This is a genomic window from Polaromonas sp. CG_23.6 (genome assembly GCF_029892315.1).
Lineage (GTDB): Bacteria > Pseudomonadota > Gammaproteobacteria > Burkholderiales > Burkholderiaceae_C > Polaromonas.
Genome location: NZ_JARXUY010000001.1, coordinates 3,792,222 through 3,807,447, shown reverse-complemented (window position 1 = coordinate 3,807,447; position 15,226 = coordinate 3,792,222). Strand labels below are relative to the sequence as shown.

The 15,226-nt window shown below is 59.7% G+C and carries 16 protein-coding genes and 1 tRNA gene; 8 read left to right on the top strand and 9 right to left on the bottom strand.

The annotated features are described in order from the left end of the window. Positions 1-18: 18 nt before the first annotated feature. The 3 genes from H4V98_RS18030 to H4V98_RS18020 all read right to left on the bottom strand — a co-directional run bounded on the left by H4V98_RS18030 (position 19) and on the right by H4V98_RS18020 (position 2,009). Positions 19-444 carry a hypothetical protein gene (locus H4V98_RS18030; protein ID WP_280757777.1) on the bottom strand — a complete coding sequence of 142 codons (426 nt, stop codon included), beginning with the start codon at positions 442-444 and terminating at the stop codon, positions 19-21. Positions 445-592: 148 nt separating this feature from the next. Continuing rightward, positions 593-1,228 (bottom strand): UbiX family flavin prenyltransferase, encoded by a 636-nt coding sequence (locus H4V98_RS18025; RefSeq protein WP_280757776.1) that lies wholly within the window; start codon positions 1,226-1,228, stop codon positions 593-595. A gap of 163 nt (positions 1,229-1,391) precedes the next feature. Beyond that, positions 1,392-2,009: a hemolysin III family protein gene (locus tag H4V98_RS18020; protein ID WP_196862101.1), complete on the bottom strand. Its 618-nt coding sequence runs from the start codon at positions 2,007-2,009 to the stop codon at positions 1,392-1,394. Positions 2,010-2,558: 549 nt separating this feature from the next. On the opposite strand from H4V98_RS18020, the gene H4V98_RS18015 reads away from it, so the two are divergent. The 6 genes from H4V98_RS18015 (at position 2,559) to H4V98_RS17990 (ending at position 7,263) form a co-directional block, all read left to right on the top strand. Then, positions 2,559-3,188, top strand: coding sequence for a twin-arginine translocation signal domain-containing protein (locus tag H4V98_RS18015; protein WP_196862102.1), 630 nt, complete (start codon positions 2,559-2,561; stop codon positions 3,186-3,188). A gap of 38 nt (positions 3,189-3,226) precedes the next feature. Further along, entirely contained in the window at positions 3,227-4,795 is a 1,569-nt protein-coding gene (locus H4V98_RS18010) for a GMC family oxidoreductase (RefSeq protein WP_196862103.1), read from the top strand. A 30-nt stretch (positions 4,796-4,825) separates the two neighbouring features. Further along, complete coding sequence (locus H4V98_RS18005; protein WP_196862104.1) at positions 4,826-5,203, top strand: ribbon-helix-helix domain-containing protein; 378 nt, start codon at positions 4,826-4,828, stop codon at positions 5,201-5,203. A 92-nt stretch (positions 5,204-5,295) separates the two neighbouring features. Then, positions 5,296-5,832, top strand: a complete 537-nt coding sequence (gloA, locus tag H4V98_RS18000; protein ID WP_196862105.1) for a lactoylglutathione lyase — start codon at positions 5,296-5,298, stop codon at positions 5,830-5,832. Between the two features lie 5 nt (positions 5,833-5,837). Then, positions 5,838-6,176, top strand: coding sequence for a c-type cytochrome (locus H4V98_RS17995; RefSeq protein WP_231374548.1), 339 nt, complete (start codon positions 5,838-5,840; stop codon positions 6,174-6,176). Between the two features lie 295 nt (positions 6,177-6,471). Next, positions 6,472-7,263, top strand: coding sequence for a hydroxyacylglutathione hydrolase (locus tag H4V98_RS17990; protein ID WP_196862106.1), 792 nt, complete (start codon positions 6,472-6,474; stop codon positions 7,261-7,263). Positions 7,264-7,519: 256 nt separating this feature from the next. Here the strand turns inward: H4V98_RS17990 and H4V98_RS17985 are convergent. Further along, positions 7,520-7,596, bottom strand: a tRNA-Met gene (locus tag H4V98_RS17985). A 38-nt stretch (positions 7,597-7,634) separates the two neighbouring features. Then, positions 7,635-8,423: an enoyl-CoA hydratase gene (locus H4V98_RS17980; RefSeq protein ID WP_196862107.1), complete on the bottom strand. Its 789-nt coding sequence runs from the start codon at positions 8,421-8,423 to the stop codon at positions 7,635-7,637. Between the two features lie 105 nt (positions 8,424-8,528). Here H4V98_RS17980 and H4V98_RS17975 point away from each other — a divergent pair, with 105 nt between their 5' ends. After that, positions 8,529-9,347 (top strand): enoyl-CoA hydratase-related protein, encoded by an 819-nt coding sequence (locus H4V98_RS17975; RefSeq protein WP_280757775.1) that lies wholly within the window; start codon positions 8,529-8,531, stop codon positions 9,345-9,347. 147 nt (positions 9,348-9,494) lie between these two features. Here H4V98_RS17975 and H4V98_RS17970 read toward each other — a convergent pair whose 3' ends face one another. The 4 genes from H4V98_RS17970 to H4V98_RS17955 form a co-directional block, all read right to left on the bottom strand. After that, a complete protein-coding gene (locus H4V98_RS17970; RefSeq protein ID WP_280757865.1) occupies positions 9,495-11,339 on the bottom strand; it encodes a peptidase M61 in 1,845 nt (614 codons plus the stop codon). 94 nt (positions 11,340-11,433) lie between these two features. Next, positions 11,434-12,126, bottom strand: a complete 693-nt coding sequence (locus tag H4V98_RS17965) for a MarC family protein (protein ID WP_196862110.1) — start codon at positions 12,124-12,126, stop codon at positions 11,434-11,436. Between the two features lie 156 nt (positions 12,127-12,282). Beyond that, complete coding sequence (locus H4V98_RS17960) at positions 12,283-13,020, bottom strand: DsbC family protein (RefSeq protein WP_196862111.1); 738 nt, start codon at positions 13,018-13,020, stop codon at positions 12,283-12,285. Positions 13,021-13,055: 35 nt separating this feature from the next. Beyond that, positions 13,056-14,165, bottom strand: a complete 1,110-nt coding sequence (locus H4V98_RS17955; protein ID WP_196862112.1) for an FAD-dependent monooxygenase — start codon at positions 14,163-14,165, stop codon at positions 13,056-13,058. A gap of 124 nt (positions 14,166-14,289) precedes the next feature. On the opposite strand from H4V98_RS17955, the gene H4V98_RS17950 reads away from it, so the two are divergent. Continuing rightward, a complete protein-coding gene (locus H4V98_RS17950; protein WP_280757864.1) occupies positions 14,290-15,210 on the top strand; it encodes an MOSC N-terminal beta barrel domain-containing protein in 921 nt (306 codons plus the stop codon). Positions 15,211-15,226 lie beyond the last annotated feature (16 nt).

Here is a 15,226-nt window from a genome sequence, read left to right as displayed (position 1 = left end):
AGTTCTGCGGCCAGCGCGTCAGGGCTCTGTGGCGATGGCCGGAACAGCGGCGTCGGTGCTGCTGCCCAAGCTGAACCAGGACGCCTTGGTGTTGGGGCGTTTGAGCCTGGCTTCTTCACGGTTCAAAATCCAGACCTCATGGACATTGCCGGCACTTTCGCGCAGGTAATTGACCACCACCTTTTGCTTCACCAGAGCGGCCGACATGACCAGCAGGTTGTCGGTGCCGTGAATGCGCGCGCCGGGCGACAGCCGGTCGGCCTTGCCATCCACGGTGATCACGGGTGGCGCCAGCACCACCATTTCACCGCGCAGGGCGGCAGCCGGAAATTGCCTCACGGCGACGGGTGTGGCACCCGTGGGGTCGTTGGCGCAGGCCGCCAAGAGGGCCGATGCGGCCAGAAAAGCCACGGTGACGAAAGCATGCGGTGTGCAGCGGTTCATGGTATGTGTCCAGAGGCTGTGGTTGGGGAAACCGGCCATTATCTCAGGCGCAAGGCCCGCCATGCCTTGCGCAAGGCCGTCGCTTCAGGTCCGGGTTAACCGTTCAGCAAGAAAAGTGGCGCAAACCAAAAACGTTGACGCCAGGGCGTCAGGCGGCCTCGGCCAGTTCGACGTCGCTCTCGTATTGCGACAGGGTGTGTGGCACATCCAGCAGGTCAAGCGCGCGGGCCACGCTGTCGTTGACCAAGTCGCACAGCGTTTCCGGACGCAGGTTGAACGCAGGGACCGGCGGGCAGACGATGGCGCCCATTTCCGTCACGTTGAGCATGTTGCGCAGGTGCGTCAGGTGCAGTGACGACTCCATGGTCAGCAGCACCAGGCGGCGGCGTTCCCTGAGCATCATGTCGGCCGCGCGCGTCAGCAGGTTGTCGCCCAGTCCGTGCGCCACTGCGGCCAGCGTGCGCATTGAGCACGGCGCGATCACCATGCCGCTGCAGGCCAGCGAACCGTTGCCGATGCCGGCGCCAAGGTCCTGGACGTCATGCACCCGGCCTGCCATGCCTTCGATGAAGTCGCGGTCCATGTTCAATTCGTCCTGCAGATGGTGCCAGCCGGCGCTGGAGACCACCAGGTGCGACTCGACGCCTGGCAAGTCCCGCAGGACCTGCAGCAGGCGTGCGCCGTAGACGGCCCCGCTGGCGCCTGAAATGCCGACGATGATGCGGCGCAGCGAAGGGGCAGGGGTGTAGGTGTAGGTGTGGGTATGGGTGAAAGCAGTGGTCATGGAACTGACACGGCCGCAGCGCGTGTGGGGTTGTGTTGGTGGAGCCTGGCAGTTGGTTGCATCATGGCATTAAAGAATGTTGCGCCGGCTGTTGCTCGTCGCAGGAGCGCCACGGGCCGAGCAGGGAAAAAAAACGGGCATGGCAGTCATTCGGTCCGGGTCGTCAGGCCACATAAAGCAGCACGGTGAAAAAATGGCAGATGCTGCCGCCCAGCACGAACAGGTGCCACAGCCCGTGGCCGTGGCGCACTCTGTGGTCCAAGGCATAAAACACTATGCCGAACGTGTAAAACGCACCACCCGTCGCCAGCCAGGCAAAGCCGGCAGGGCTCAAGGCGCGCCACAGCGGCATCACCGCCACCATGGCAAGCCAGCCCATGAGTATATAAATGATCAGCGACAGGATTCGTGCCCCTTTGGCCAGCCAGATTTCCTGCACGATGCCCACCAGCGCCAATCCCCAGATCACACCAAAAATCCACCAGCCCCATCTACCCCGCAGCGACACCAGCGCAAACGGCGTGTAGGTGCCGGCAATCAAGAGGTAAATCGAGCAGTGGTCGAACTTGCGCAAGACGTTCTTGGCCGGGCCGCGCACGCTGTGGTACAGCGTAGAAAACACATAAAGCGCAACCAGCATCACACCGTAAATGCTGAAGCTGACGATTTTCCAGGGGTCGCCCTCGCGGGCCGCCAGCACGACCAGCACCACCGAGCCAGCCAGCGCCAGCGCCGCGCCGACCAGGTGCGTGATGCTGTTGAAACGTTCGCCACGGTACATAAAAGGGGTTGGTTCATCTTGGCCGCTTTGCCTGCGCTTCGCCGTCGGGCATGGGGCTAGTAGAGCAAAAGGACATGCCAGGTAAGGGGATAGGGCCTAGTCTTTGGGCTGGTGACAGGCTTTCTCGCCTACCCAAGAATACTCCTATGACGCAAGCCTTTTGTGGATTGCCGCCTGACCTGGGCAAAACCAGCCAGTAAACATTTTGCCGTTTTGGACCGGATTCTCAAGCGCAGCATGGCACTGTTTTTTTAACGCCGGCATACAACTCGTATGGTGGGTCGCGTTTGAAAACTGTTGTTCAGAAAAATCCCTGCCCATGGAGCGATTACCCACTAGCTGCCGCTTTTTCATTAACAGGCTGCACATAAACAATTTTTCGACCACTGCAATGTAAATTTTTTAAAGAATGAATTTTTGTTACATAAATCCCGCTCGAGGGTTTGCCCTGTAGGTAGTCAGCTATCACCTGCTGGTGGGTTTTCGGTGAAATACTGTTGCTGTGATTCGTACAAAAAACCAGATTTCAACTACCCACAGGAGACAAACATGCGTGTCATTTCCATAGCAGCCCAGAACCCCGAGCCTGCGAGTTGCAATGAAGAAAGCGGCGTGGTTCGCAAAGTCAATCTGCCTTTGGCACGGCGTGAGTTCTTGAAGGGCTCTGGCCTTTTGTTCGGTTCACTGGTCACAGGAACCTTGCTGGCAAGTCTTGCGCCGTCCAATGCATGGGCGCTGGAACTCAAGAAATTATCCACGGCGCAAGGGCAAACACTGATGGCCATGGGCCGCGTTTTGTACCCGCATCAAAAGCTGCCAGACGCGGTGTACGCACTGCTTGCCAAAGACCTTGACGCCAAAGCGGCCAGCGACGCCAGTGTGGCCACGCTGTTGGATCAGGGGATTGCTCTGTTGAACAAGTCGGCAGGCGGTGACTTCGTCAAGGCAAGCACTGCAAAAAAGGAAGAGATCGTGCGAGGCATGGAAGGCTCGGCGTTTTTTGGCGCAGTGCGTGGCCAGTGCGTCACCTCGATATATGACAACGACATGGCCTACGCCGTGTTTGGCTACCCCGGTTCGTCCTGGGAAAAAGGCGGTTACATCACACGAGGGTTTCAAGACCTGAAGTGGCTTCCGGCGCCTTCCAAGGAAGCCAGCCCTGCGCCGTACATGGGCTGAATGCCCTACGTAAAAGAATCTACAACTAGGAGACTGACATGGCGAAATTTGATTTTTCAGACGACTCGGTTGTGCTGATCATTGGCTCAGGCGCAGGCGGCGGCACATTGGCTAACGAACTGTGCCAAAAAGGCATCAAGGTCGTGGTGCTGGAAGCGGGAGCAATGCAGTCCAACGCTACATTCATCAACGACGAATGGAAGTCCTTCAGTCAGCTGGCCTGGCTGGACAAGCGCACCACATCGGGCACCTGGCGGGTTGCCAAAGACTTTGCTGGCTTGCCTGCCTGGATTTGCAAGACGGTCGGCGGCACCACTACCCACTGGGCCGGTGCCTCCTTGCGATTGCAAGACCATGAGTTCCGTACCAAGTCGGTTTACGGCGAGGTCAAGGGGGCCAATTTGCTGGACTGGCCAATCACCCTGAAGGACCTGGAGCCGTACTACGCCAAGGCTGAATACAAAATGGGCGTGACCCGTACCAATGGCATTCCGGGCCTGCCAGGCAACAACAATTTCAAGGTCATGCACGCAGGCGCCACCAAGCTCGGTTACAAGGAAGTGCACACCGGCAACATGGCCATCAACAGCCAGCCCCGTGATGGCCGGGGTCGGTGCCTGCAACTGGGCTTTTGCTTTCAGGGTTGCAAGAGCGGTGCCAAGTGGTCCACGCTTTACACGGAAATTCCCAAAGCCGAGGCCACCGGAAATTTCGAGATCCGCCCGCAAGCGCATGTTTCGCGCATTGAACACAACACGTCCGGCAAGGTGACGGGCGTAGTGTATTTTGACAAGGACGGCAAAGAGCAGCGCCAAAAAGCGCGCATTGTCTGCGTGGCTGGAAATTCGATTGAAACCCCAAGGCTACTGCTGCTGTCGGCCTCCAATATGTTCAAGGATGGCCTGGCCAACTCGTCGGGTCAGGTGGGCCGCAATTACATGCGTCACATGACCGGATCGGTTTATGCCGCATTCAAAAATCCGGTGCACATGTACAAAGGCACTACCATGGCGGGCATTGTGCGCGACGAAGCGGGGCACAACCCCAGCCGGGGCTTTGTGGGCGGTTACGAGCTGGAAACGCTGTCGCTGGGCATTCCCTTCATGGCTGCATTCTTGAATCCGGGTGGCTGGGGTGCTGACTTTGCCTGGTGGATGGACCATTACACCAACCTGGCGGGCATGTGGCTGGTGGGCGAAGACATGCCGCGCGAAACCAACCGCGTCACACTGAACACGGACGTCAAAGACCAGTGGGGCAACTACGCGCCCAACGTGCATTTTGACGACCATGAAAACGACATCGCCATGCGCAATCACGCCTTTACGCAGGCCGAACGTATTTACCAGGCGGCAGGGTCGATCAAGTCTTTCCGCACACCGCCCTACCCGTCCACCCACAACATGGGCACCAGCCGCATGAGCGCCCGCCCGCAAGACGGCGTGGTCAACAAGTGGGGACAAACACACGATATTCCCAATTTGTTCATCAGTGACGGCAGCCAGTTCACCACTGGAGGCGCGGAAAACCCAACGCTCACCATCGTGACATTGGCCATCCGCCAGGCCGACTACATAGCGCAGCAGATGACTGAGCGTGCCATTTAACGTAAATGTTTCAATACCCGGAGTTCCACCATGTGTGAATACTTTGTCAAAGCAGACCCCATTCAATACGAGCAGCGTTCACGCACGGTTCGCATCAGAAGTGTTCTTACCAGCATAAGGCTGGAAAACATGGTTTGGGACATCCTGGCCGAAATGGCCGAAGACGAGGGATGTACGACCAATGCACTCATCGCCAAGTTCCACGACGAAATCCTTGCCCACCGGGGCGAAGTACCCAACTTTGCCTCGTTTTTACGGGTGACCAGCATGCGTTACCTGCGGCGGTGCATGCTGGCTTTAGAGCGACAGCAAGCCCAGTCCGTTGCGGCCCATACGGTAATGAGCAACACAGGCCGGTCGCCACCACTTGAAATAATCCCAAAGCCGTTGGCGGCGGTGGGCAGGTAATCACACCCTCCATCGCAGCTTGGTCGGCATCAGGCTACAGGCTTGGCGTTCGTCCGGCGCGCTGCTTATCTATTTTGAAAGAGTTGTTCCCCATGCGTTTTACTTCTGAAACTTATCCGGGTGTGAGTCTTGCCCCAGCGGATTCCACCCGCGGTTTTGTGTTCAATCACTCCATGCTGCGCGTGAAAGACCCGCAGGTCGCGCTGGACTTTTACACCCGTGTCATGGGTATGCGGGTGCTGCGCAAGCTGGATTTCACGGAAATGAAGTTTTCATTGTATTTTTTGCACTGCAGCGTGGAGGGCGAGGAAGCACCTGAAGACGCCGGCGAGCGCACCGCCTGGACTTTCAGCCAGCGTGGCATTCTTGAATTGACCCACAACTGGGGCACTGAAAACGAGCCCGATTTCAAATACCATGATGGCAACGCGCAGCCTCAGGGGTTTGGGCATATCTGTTTTTCAGTGCCCGATCTGAACGCAGCCATCGCCTGGTTTGACGAAAATAAAGTCACTTTTGTCAAACGTGCCGACCAGGGAAAAATGAAGGATGTCGCCTTTATCAAAGACCCCGATGGTTACTGGATCGAGATCGTAGAGCCCGCACGGCTTAAAGGCTTGGGGAATTGATCGCCATGCACCAATTTCACAACCAGAAGGCTTTTTCATCCGTTCCAAAGGTATTGACGCTTGCCGCAGCGTTGTTTGTCGCTGGCAACAGTTTCGCCAACCAAGCCTTGGCACAGAAGAATGATTGCCTGGGCTGTCACGCGGTCGCCGTTAAATTGGTCGGACCCGCTTTTAAGGATGTTGCCATCAAGTACGCAGGACAAAGTGATGCAGCAGAGCGACTGGCGGAAAGTATTCGCAACGGAAGTGTTGGCAAATGGGGCGACTTGTCCATGCCGGCCCATCCCAAAATTTCTGTAGCCGACACCAAAAAGCTCGTAGATTGGATATTGACAATAAAATAAATCAGACGAGAAGAAATATCTGCGCACTATAGGTTCGGCTCACTGGGCACTCTTGTTCAATGGCTAATGATATTCCCTTTTGTATCAAGCAACTGTCCAGAATACTGTGTTGTTGTCCATAGGTAGGGCTCGCTGCCCATGAGCGGTGAAGTGCCTTTTCAAAGTCAGATCAGCCAGTAATTGAGCAGGCATCGTTATGACGCCTGCGATGTGTTCAACTGGCACATTGACAGCAACACGCCCCAATATGCAGCAATCATCAAGGTGATGTTGGTAACGACTAAGAAAGACGCTCATGATTGTCGAACGCATCTGGACTGGCAATGCCTACCGCAATTTCAACTACCTGATTGCCTGTCCGGAAACGGGTGAAGCCCTTGCGATTGACCCGCTGGACCATGAAAAATGCCTTTCGATGGCCAAGGTTCGCGGCTGGCAGATCACACAGCTGCTGAACACCCACGAGCACAGCGACCACACCGGTGGCAACGCCGCCGTGGTGGCGGCCACTGGCGCCAAGGTGATTGCGCACTACAAGGCAGGCAACCGGATCAGCGGCATGGACCGTGGCGTGAAGGCGGGGGATGTGATCAAGGTGGGCAAGACGGTCGAGCTGGAGTGTCTGGACACGCCAGGGCACACCATGTGCCATATCTGCCTGTTTGCCCATACAGACCAACCTGCTTTGTTTTCGGGTGACACACTGTTCAATGCAGGGGCAGGCAACACCCACAACGGCGGCGACACCGATGCCCTTTTCGATACGTTTGTCCATCAATTGGCCCGGCTGCCTGACGACACTCGCCTGTATCCCGGGCATGACTACATTGAATCCAATCTGAAATTCACGCTCTCACGTGAACCCGACAACGCCGCAGCAGAGACGCTTTTGACCCGCGTCGCGGGCCACGACCCCGCAGCATCCGTGGTGACAACGCTTCAGGAAGAGAAGCAGCACAACACTTTTTTCCGACTGGACAACGCCAGAATCATCGGTAAATTGCGTGAGAGCTTTCCTGAATTGCCAAAGGAACCCGACGCCAAAATGGTCTTTGGTGCATTGCGGGCGCTGCGAAATCAGTGGTAACTTTCTCTGACCCTGGCCTGGGAAGCCTATTTTTCGCCCGTTAAATTTGCAGGCGATTGCAGCGTATGCAGGCTGTGCAGGCACTTTTTCTTGGCAACGCGGCGGCTTATACCAACCGATGAGTGTCAAACGAGAAGCCAGCCGCCCAGCACAATGCTGTGTAACGGCAGAAAATTCTGGACCGTGCGCTACAACTTTGTTTAATACCCAAGAAAAAAGCCGCTGATCCAAAGAATCAGCGGCTTTTTCAAGAATGTGGTGGTGATAGGTGGACTTGAACCACCGACATCAGCATTATGAATGCTGCGCTCTAACCAACTGAGCTATATCACCCGAAAAGCGAAATTATAGCCAATTTTTAAGGTAATTCTTCAGCGATGCGTGAAGACGGGCTTGCGTTTGTTGACGAAGGCATCCATGCCTTCTTTCTGGTCTTCGGTCGCAAACAGCGCATGAAACAGGCGCCGTTCGAACATCACGCCGTCGCTCAGGCCGCTTTCAAACGCGCGATTGACCGCTTCCTTGGCAGCAAAAACGCTGGGCTGGCCGAAGCCGCAAATCATCAAGGCTGCACCCAGCGCCTCGTCCATCAGTTTTTCGAGTGGCACCACGCGGCTGACCAAGCCGGCGCGCTCGGCTTCCACGGCGTCCATCATGCGGCCGGTCAGCGCCAGGTCCATGGCCTTGGCCTTGCCGATGGCGCGCGGCAGGCGCTGCGTGCCGCCGGCGCCCGGAATGATGCCCAGCTTGATTTCGGGCTGGCCGAATTTGGCGTTGTCGGCGGCGATGATGAAGTCGCACATCATCGCCAGTTCGCAGCCGCCGCCCAGCGCAAAGCCGCTGACGGCCGCAATCACCGGCTTGCGCACGCTGCGCACCTGTTCCCAGTTGCGCGTGATGTAGTCGTTGTTGTACACGTCGGCAAAGCTGTACTGCGCCATGGCGCCGATGTCGGCGCCGGCGGCAAAGGCCTTTTCGCTACCGGTCAAAATGATGCAGCCGATGCTGTCGTCGGCGTCGAAGGCCTTCAGCGCGCTGCCCAGCTCGTCCATGAGCTGGTTGTTGAGTGCATTGAGCTGCTTGGGTCGGTTCAGCGTGATGATGCCTGCCTGGCGGGCGTCCGGGCCTTGTGTAGACGTCACAATCGTTTCATAGGTCATGGTTCGGTCCTTGTAAAGCCTTTCATCATGCCATCCCCGCAGGGCCGTGAGAACCAGGCCGTCCCAAGCCTGGCGGCAATGCTAAATTCAAGACAGGAGAAAACCATGAACCATCCAGAATCCGAACCCCGTACCGAGTCCACGGTGCTGTATGCCGTCCAGGGCGCCGTGGCCGTCGTGACGCTCAACCGTCCGCAGGCGCTGAACAGTTTCAGCCGCCAGATGCACCACGACCTGTGGGCCGCGCTGGACCGGGCCGAAGCCGATCCGCTGATCCGTGCGCTGGTCATCACCGGCGCGGGCCGGGGTTTTTGCGCTGGCGCCGACCTGTCGGAGTTTGATTTCACGCCCGGCCCTAATCTGGTCGAGCGCGCCGACCCGGGGCCGCTGATCGAGCAGGCATTCAACCCGACGGCGCGCCGCCTGCTGGCGCTGCGCATGCCGACGGTGGCCGCCGTCAATGGCGTGGCGGCAGGCGCCGGCGCGTCGCTGGCCCTGACCTGCGACATGGCCGTGGCCGCGCCGACCGCCAGCTTCATCCAGGCCTTCAGCAAGATCGGGCTGGTGCCCGACGCAGGCGGCAGCTGGCTGTTGGTGCAAAAGCTGGGGCTGGCGCGCGCCATGGGGCTGGCCTTGACCGGCGACAAGCTGACGGGCATGCAGGCCAAGGAATGGGGGATGGTCTGGGACGTGGCCGACGACCCGCTGGCCGCTGCCATTACGCTGGCTCAGCGGCTGGCTTTGATGCCGACAAAAGCGCTGGTGGCGACCCGGCATTTGCTGCGCGAAGGCATCACCCGGACGCTGGACCGGCAGCTTGACGAGGAGCGCGACCAGCAGTCGGCCCTGTCGCGGACGCATGACTACATGGAGGGCGTGACGGCTTTTCTGGAAAAGCGGCCCGCGGCTTTCAGGGGCGAATAGCCAGGCGCAAGTCGCAGGGTGCGTTTGCTTTGAATGGCAAACAAATTTTAAGCATCAAATAGACCATTTGCGCAGGTCTGATATACACGAGCAGCTACTGATTCAGTAGCAAAATTCACAGAACCATCTGTACGTCGAGATGGCAAATCAGGCTGATTTGCCGCTTGGAGCCAGCCATTCATTGACCCGCGCCTCGTTCCTGACAGCCAGCCGCCAGGTCGTGGTCGCCGGCGGCAAGGTCAGTTCAAGCCGAAGCAGGCGCTTGTCGCGCGCCACCAGCGCAATGACTTTTGTGGCATGGCCGGCATACAGCAGCAGGTCATCGAGCTTGCTCAGGCGCCAGCCCGCGTTTGGTTGCGGGACCGTTTTGGCTGAAACCGGCTTGCTGATCAACTCCAGCCCCAGCCATTCGTCGCCAGCCGAAAAACCGGCTTGTTCGGCCGCGCCACCGCGCAGCACGGTCTTGACCTGGATGCTGTGGTTCTCAGCGACGCGCAGGCCCAGCCGCTGGGCCAGTTGCGCCGGTTCATCCAGTACCGCCACGCCATGCTGCTCCAGCAAGATTTTCAGCGGCAACTCGTCCCGGCCATGCACCCAGGCGGCCAGTTCGGGCGCAAAGGAACGCAGGCCCAGCGATTCCAGCACGGCGGCCACATCCAGCTCGCGCATCGGGCCGGCCTTGCAGCGCTTCCACAGCGCGCGCATCACGTCGTCGAGTGTTTTTTCATGCGTCGTGCGGCCTTCGCTGCGCAGCGTCAGGTCCAGGCAAAGGGCGACCAGCGCGCCCTTGGTGTAGTAGCTGATCGTTGCATTCGGCGTGTTCTCGTCGGCACGGTAGTACTTGACCCAGGCGTCAAAACTCGCCTCGGCCACGGACTGCACCTGCCGCCCGGGCGCTTGCGCCACCTGGTTGGCGGTGGTGGTCAGCCGCTTCAGGTAGCCGGCATTGTCCAGCAGCCCGGCGCGGCGCAGCAGCAGGTCGTCGTAATAGCTTGTGAAGCCTTCAAAGAACCACAGCAGTTCGGTGTAGTTTTCCTGGCCATACCGGTAGTGTTCAAACTCGGCCGGGCGCAGCCGCTTGACGTTCCAGGTGTGGAAATACTCGTGGCTGATGAGGCCGCACAGCGTGGCGTAGCCGTCGGAGGTCTTGGCATCGCCCTGGCGCGGCAGGTCTTTGCGGTTGCAGATCAGGGCTGTCGAGTTGCGGTGCTCCAGTCCGCCATAGCCGTCATCCACCACGTTCAGCATGAACAGGTAGTTTTGATGCAGCGGTTTGCGGTTGCCGTGCCAGAAGCGGATTTCTGCCTCGCAGATTTTTTGTGTGTCGGCCAGCAGCCGCGCGCCGTCGAAGCTGTCTGCCGCGCCTGCCACGACAAAACGGTGCGGCACCCCGCGCGCGGTAAAACTGCCGCTCCAGAATGCGCCCATTTCAACCGGGCTGTCGACCAGTTCGTTGTAGTCGGCTGCCTGGTAGCGACCGAAGCCCCGGCTGTCGATGGTTTGCGGCATCAATCCGGTAGCCAGCGACCAGCCGTCGATGGCCTTGGCGGCAGGAATTTCCATCACATGCGGCTTGGCCTCCTGGCCTTCGACTTTCAGGCAGACGCTGGTGCCGTTGAAGAAGCCGCGGCTAGCATCCAGCCAGGCGGTGCGCACCGAGTTGTCGTGCGCATACACCTGGTAGCGCAGCACCAGCGCACGGTCCGGGGCACAGGCGATCTGCCAGTTGCATTTGTCCAGTTGTTCAACGGCCAGGGGATGCAGATTGCGGCTTCCCTGGTGCGCCTGCAGATTCTGCAGGTTTTTGGAAAACTCGCGCACCAGGTAACTTCCCGGAATCCACACTGGCAGCGACACGCGCTGCAGCGCGGCGGGCCTGGCAATCGTCAGCGTGACCTGAAAAAGGTGGGCATGCAGGTCGCCAATCTCGACGCAATAGTGAAGCGCGGTCAACGCCGGGGCTGGCTTGCTGGAATTCTTGGACGTCGGGATTTTCGGGATGGGGGAGGGGGCTGGGGAGGGGGTGGGCGTCAAGGCGGGCATAGGCCTGCAAGGATAATCCAACTGGCGCCGCGCCCGTTGGGCGTCAGGTGAAGGCCTGTGGCTGGATCACGTTGCGCAACAGCTCTTCGAGGCCATCCCAGACAATCTGCACGCCCAGGCACAGCAGGATGAAGGCCGACAGGCGCAGAAAAATCACCGACCCCGCATCGCCCAGCGGCTTGAGCAGGCGCTGCGCATAGTGAAGCGCCAGGTACAGCACGATGCCAATGACAAACAGTGCCAGCACGCCGCCGCCCATGCGCGCCAGCGACAGCGCCAGCTTCTGGTCGTGCAACGACACGCCCACGGTGATGGCTGCGGCAATCGAGCCCGGGCCGCAGCTGATGGGAAAGGTCAGCGGGTAAAAAGCCTGGCGGCGAGCATGTTCGACCGTGAACGATTCGGCCAGTTCGGTACGCCTGTCGTCCCCGGCATGGCTGGCGTTGAGCAAGCGCCAGGCATTGGCGGCAACGATCAAGCCGCCGCCCACGCGCACAATCGGCAGCGAAATGCCAAACAGATCGAGCACATACGAGCCCACCAGCATTGAGCCGGCCATCAACGCAAACATGTTGCGCGCTATGCGCCTGGCCAGCAGCGCGCGGGTGCTGATCGAGGCGCCTTCGGTCAGTCCCAGGAAGATGGGCGCCGTTGCCGCCGGATTCAGGATGGGCAGCAATGCTGCCAGCACAAACAGAAAGCTTTTGCCGAACAGAATCAGTAATTCAATGACCACATGCAGCTTTCTTCGCCAGACCCTGCCAGGGCCGTGCTGATCGCGACAATTTGGCAGGCTGATTGAATATAAAAATGATAGCTATGCACGCCCGCAGAACGGGCGCGACCGTCATTATTTATTTATAAAGACCCGAATAATCATTCGGCCTGGAGTTTATTTGCCTGCGGCGCTGGCGAGCTGCTTTTCAATTTCTTGCGCGCTGATGGCGCCTGGCACACGCGTCCCATTGGCAAAAAATACCGTTGGTGTACCGGTAATCTTGTATTTCTTGCTGAAGGCCAGGTTGCGTTCCAGCGCGGACGTGTCGCAGCTGGCCTTGGCGGCGGGCTGGTCGCGCACCATCCAGTCGAGCCAGGCTTTGTTCTTGTCCTTTGAGCACCAGATGTTTTTCGACTTTTCCACCGAATCCGCGCTGAGGATGGGAATCAGAAAGGTGTGAATGGTTACATCGTCGACCTTTTGCAGGTCGCGCTCGAAGCGTTTGCAGTAACCGCAGTTGGGGTCTTCAAACACGGCGAGCTTGCGTTTTCCGTTGCCGCGTACCTGGGTAAAGGCGTCTTTCAGCGGCAAGGCATCGAAGTCGATGGCGTTGAGTTTCTCGGCGCGTTCCTCGGTCAGGTTGCGTTTGGCACGGGTGTCGATCAGGTTGCCCTGGATCAGGAAATTGCCTTCGGCATCGGTGTAGAAAATATCGGTTTCGTTGACGCGAATTTCATACAGACCGTTCATCGGCGTCTTGCTGACTTCGTCGATTTTCGACAGCGTCGGCAACCGATCGGCCAGGTTCTTGCGAATCACGGCTTCCTGCGCCAGCGCAGAGCCCAGGGTGCAGGCCAGCAGGCCGGCAAGTCCTGCCAGCCTGAGGCTGACAGTCAGTCGATGGTGTTTCATGAGGTTCCTGTTGTTCAACGAATTCTTAAGAGTAGTCACAGGCCGGCGGCCTGCCCCGTGACCCAGCGCTTGAGCAGGCTGCTGCGCGCAAAGCCTTTCATGCCCCAGTTGCGCAACGCCTGCCAGCGCTCGTCGGACTGGGCGAACAGGCCATACAGTCCGTCGGTCACTGCGCCCATGGCGGCCACATCGGCCTTGCGCGCCCGCTCGTAGCGGCGTAACAATTTTTCATCGCCGAGGGCGCGCCAATATTCGCGCTGCGCCAGCACGCCAGCCAGGCAGGCGGCGTCGGCCAGTCCCAGGTTCAGCCCCTGGCCCGACAGCGGATGCACCGTGTGCGCCGCGTCACCCGCCAGCGCCCAGCCGTTGCCAGTCCATCGGTCGGCGTTGGACAGCGCCAGTGGCCAGGTGGCCCGGTCGCTGGTCAAGATCAACTGGCCTGCCTCGGGCCCGCAAATGGCCTGCAGGGCCGCACAGAACTGTTCAGGCGGCATGTGCTCCAGCGCCTCGGCATGCTTCAGCGACGCCGACCAGACCAGCGCCACGGCGCGCCCGTCGTCACCTCCCAGCGGCAGCAGCGCCACGATGTCGCCGTTCACGAACCACTGGCGCGCAATGCCCTGGTGCGGCAGGTTGGCATCGAGCCGTGCGGCAATCGCTTTTTGCGCATAAGTCTTGACCGTCCACTGCACGCCGAATTCATCGCGGCTGGTGCTTTTCTTGCCTTCGCAAATCACCGTCAGCGCGGCTTTGGCTGGCGCAGTCACCAGTTCGATCTGCGGCTGGTAGCGCACCGCCTGGATCAGCTGCTGCTCCAGCGCCGGCACATCGACGATCCAGGCGAGTGCGTCTTGCGCGACGCTGTCGGCGGTGAAATCAATCTGGCCGCCGTCGTCGCCCCAGACCTGCATTTCACGGACCGGCGTGGCAAACGGCGCGTCAGGCCAGACCCGCAGCGCCTCCAGCACCTTGCGCGAAGCGCTGTTCAGCGCATAGGCGCGCACATCGGCAGAGGGCAATTCTTCTTCCGCTGGCTGCGGCTGGCTGACCAGCGCCACGCGCAGGCGCTCGCGCGCCAGCAACAACGCCAGGGTGCGGCCCACCACGCCGTCGCCGCGAATACAGACATCAAAAGTTTTGGACATGCCTCATTTTAGGAGTGAGTGCAGAATCAGCGCTTTGCAGGGCCAGTGTGAAGGGCAAAGCGTATGCCATTTCCCTGCTGCAGCCTTGACAACCGCAACAACTGGACAAGACGTGAACGATTCAATGAATGCTTCCGTGCTGGACACCACAGACGCTGCAGCGCCGGTTGGACCTTGCGATCTGGCCGCCCGCATTGCCGGGCTGTTTGTCTACCCGGTCAAATCCTGCGCCGGCGTGCGCGTGGAACAAGCCCTGTTGCTGGACACCGGGCTGGAATTCGACCGCGCCTGGATGGTGGTGGACGGCGACGGCAATTTCCTCACGCAGCGCGAACTCCCGCGCATGGCGCTCATCCAGCCGCAACTGAAAACTTACGAAATGGTCCTGCGCGCCCCCGGCATGCTGGCGCTGCACATCGCGCTGGACCGGGTCGAAACCCGCGCGCGGGTCACGATCTGGAACGACGACGTGGCGGCCTTCGACATGGGACCGATTGCCGCCCAGTGGTTCACCGATTTCCTGGGCATTGCCGCACGGCTGGTGCGCTTTGACCCGGACCACCTGCGCGTCAGCAATCTGGACGACACCGGCGGCACCCTGGCGCTGAACCAGTTCAGCGACGGCTATCCGCTGCTGGTCATCAGCCAGGCGTCGCTGGACCGGTTCAATGAAAAATTGACGGCCCAGGGCTTTGCTGCCGTCGGCATGGAGCGCTTTCGGCCCAACATTGTGCTCGGCGATGCGCCGGGCGAACCGCTTCTGTCGCCGCACGACGAAGACCGGCTCGACCTGATCCAAATCACCACTGCGCAAGGCTTGGTCCGGCTGAAGCCGGTCAAGCCGTGTGCGCGCTGCCCGATTCCCGGCATCGACCCGGCCACCGCCATCAGCAGCCATGCGGTGGGCGACCTGCTGCAAGGCTATCGCCAGGATGCGCGGCTCAAGGGCGCGGTGACCTTTGGCATGAACACCATCGTGCTGGCCGGCATCGAACACCTGCTCAAGGTGGGCCAGCCGGTCGGCGCGAACTACCGGTTTGATTGATTCCTGCCCGTGATCA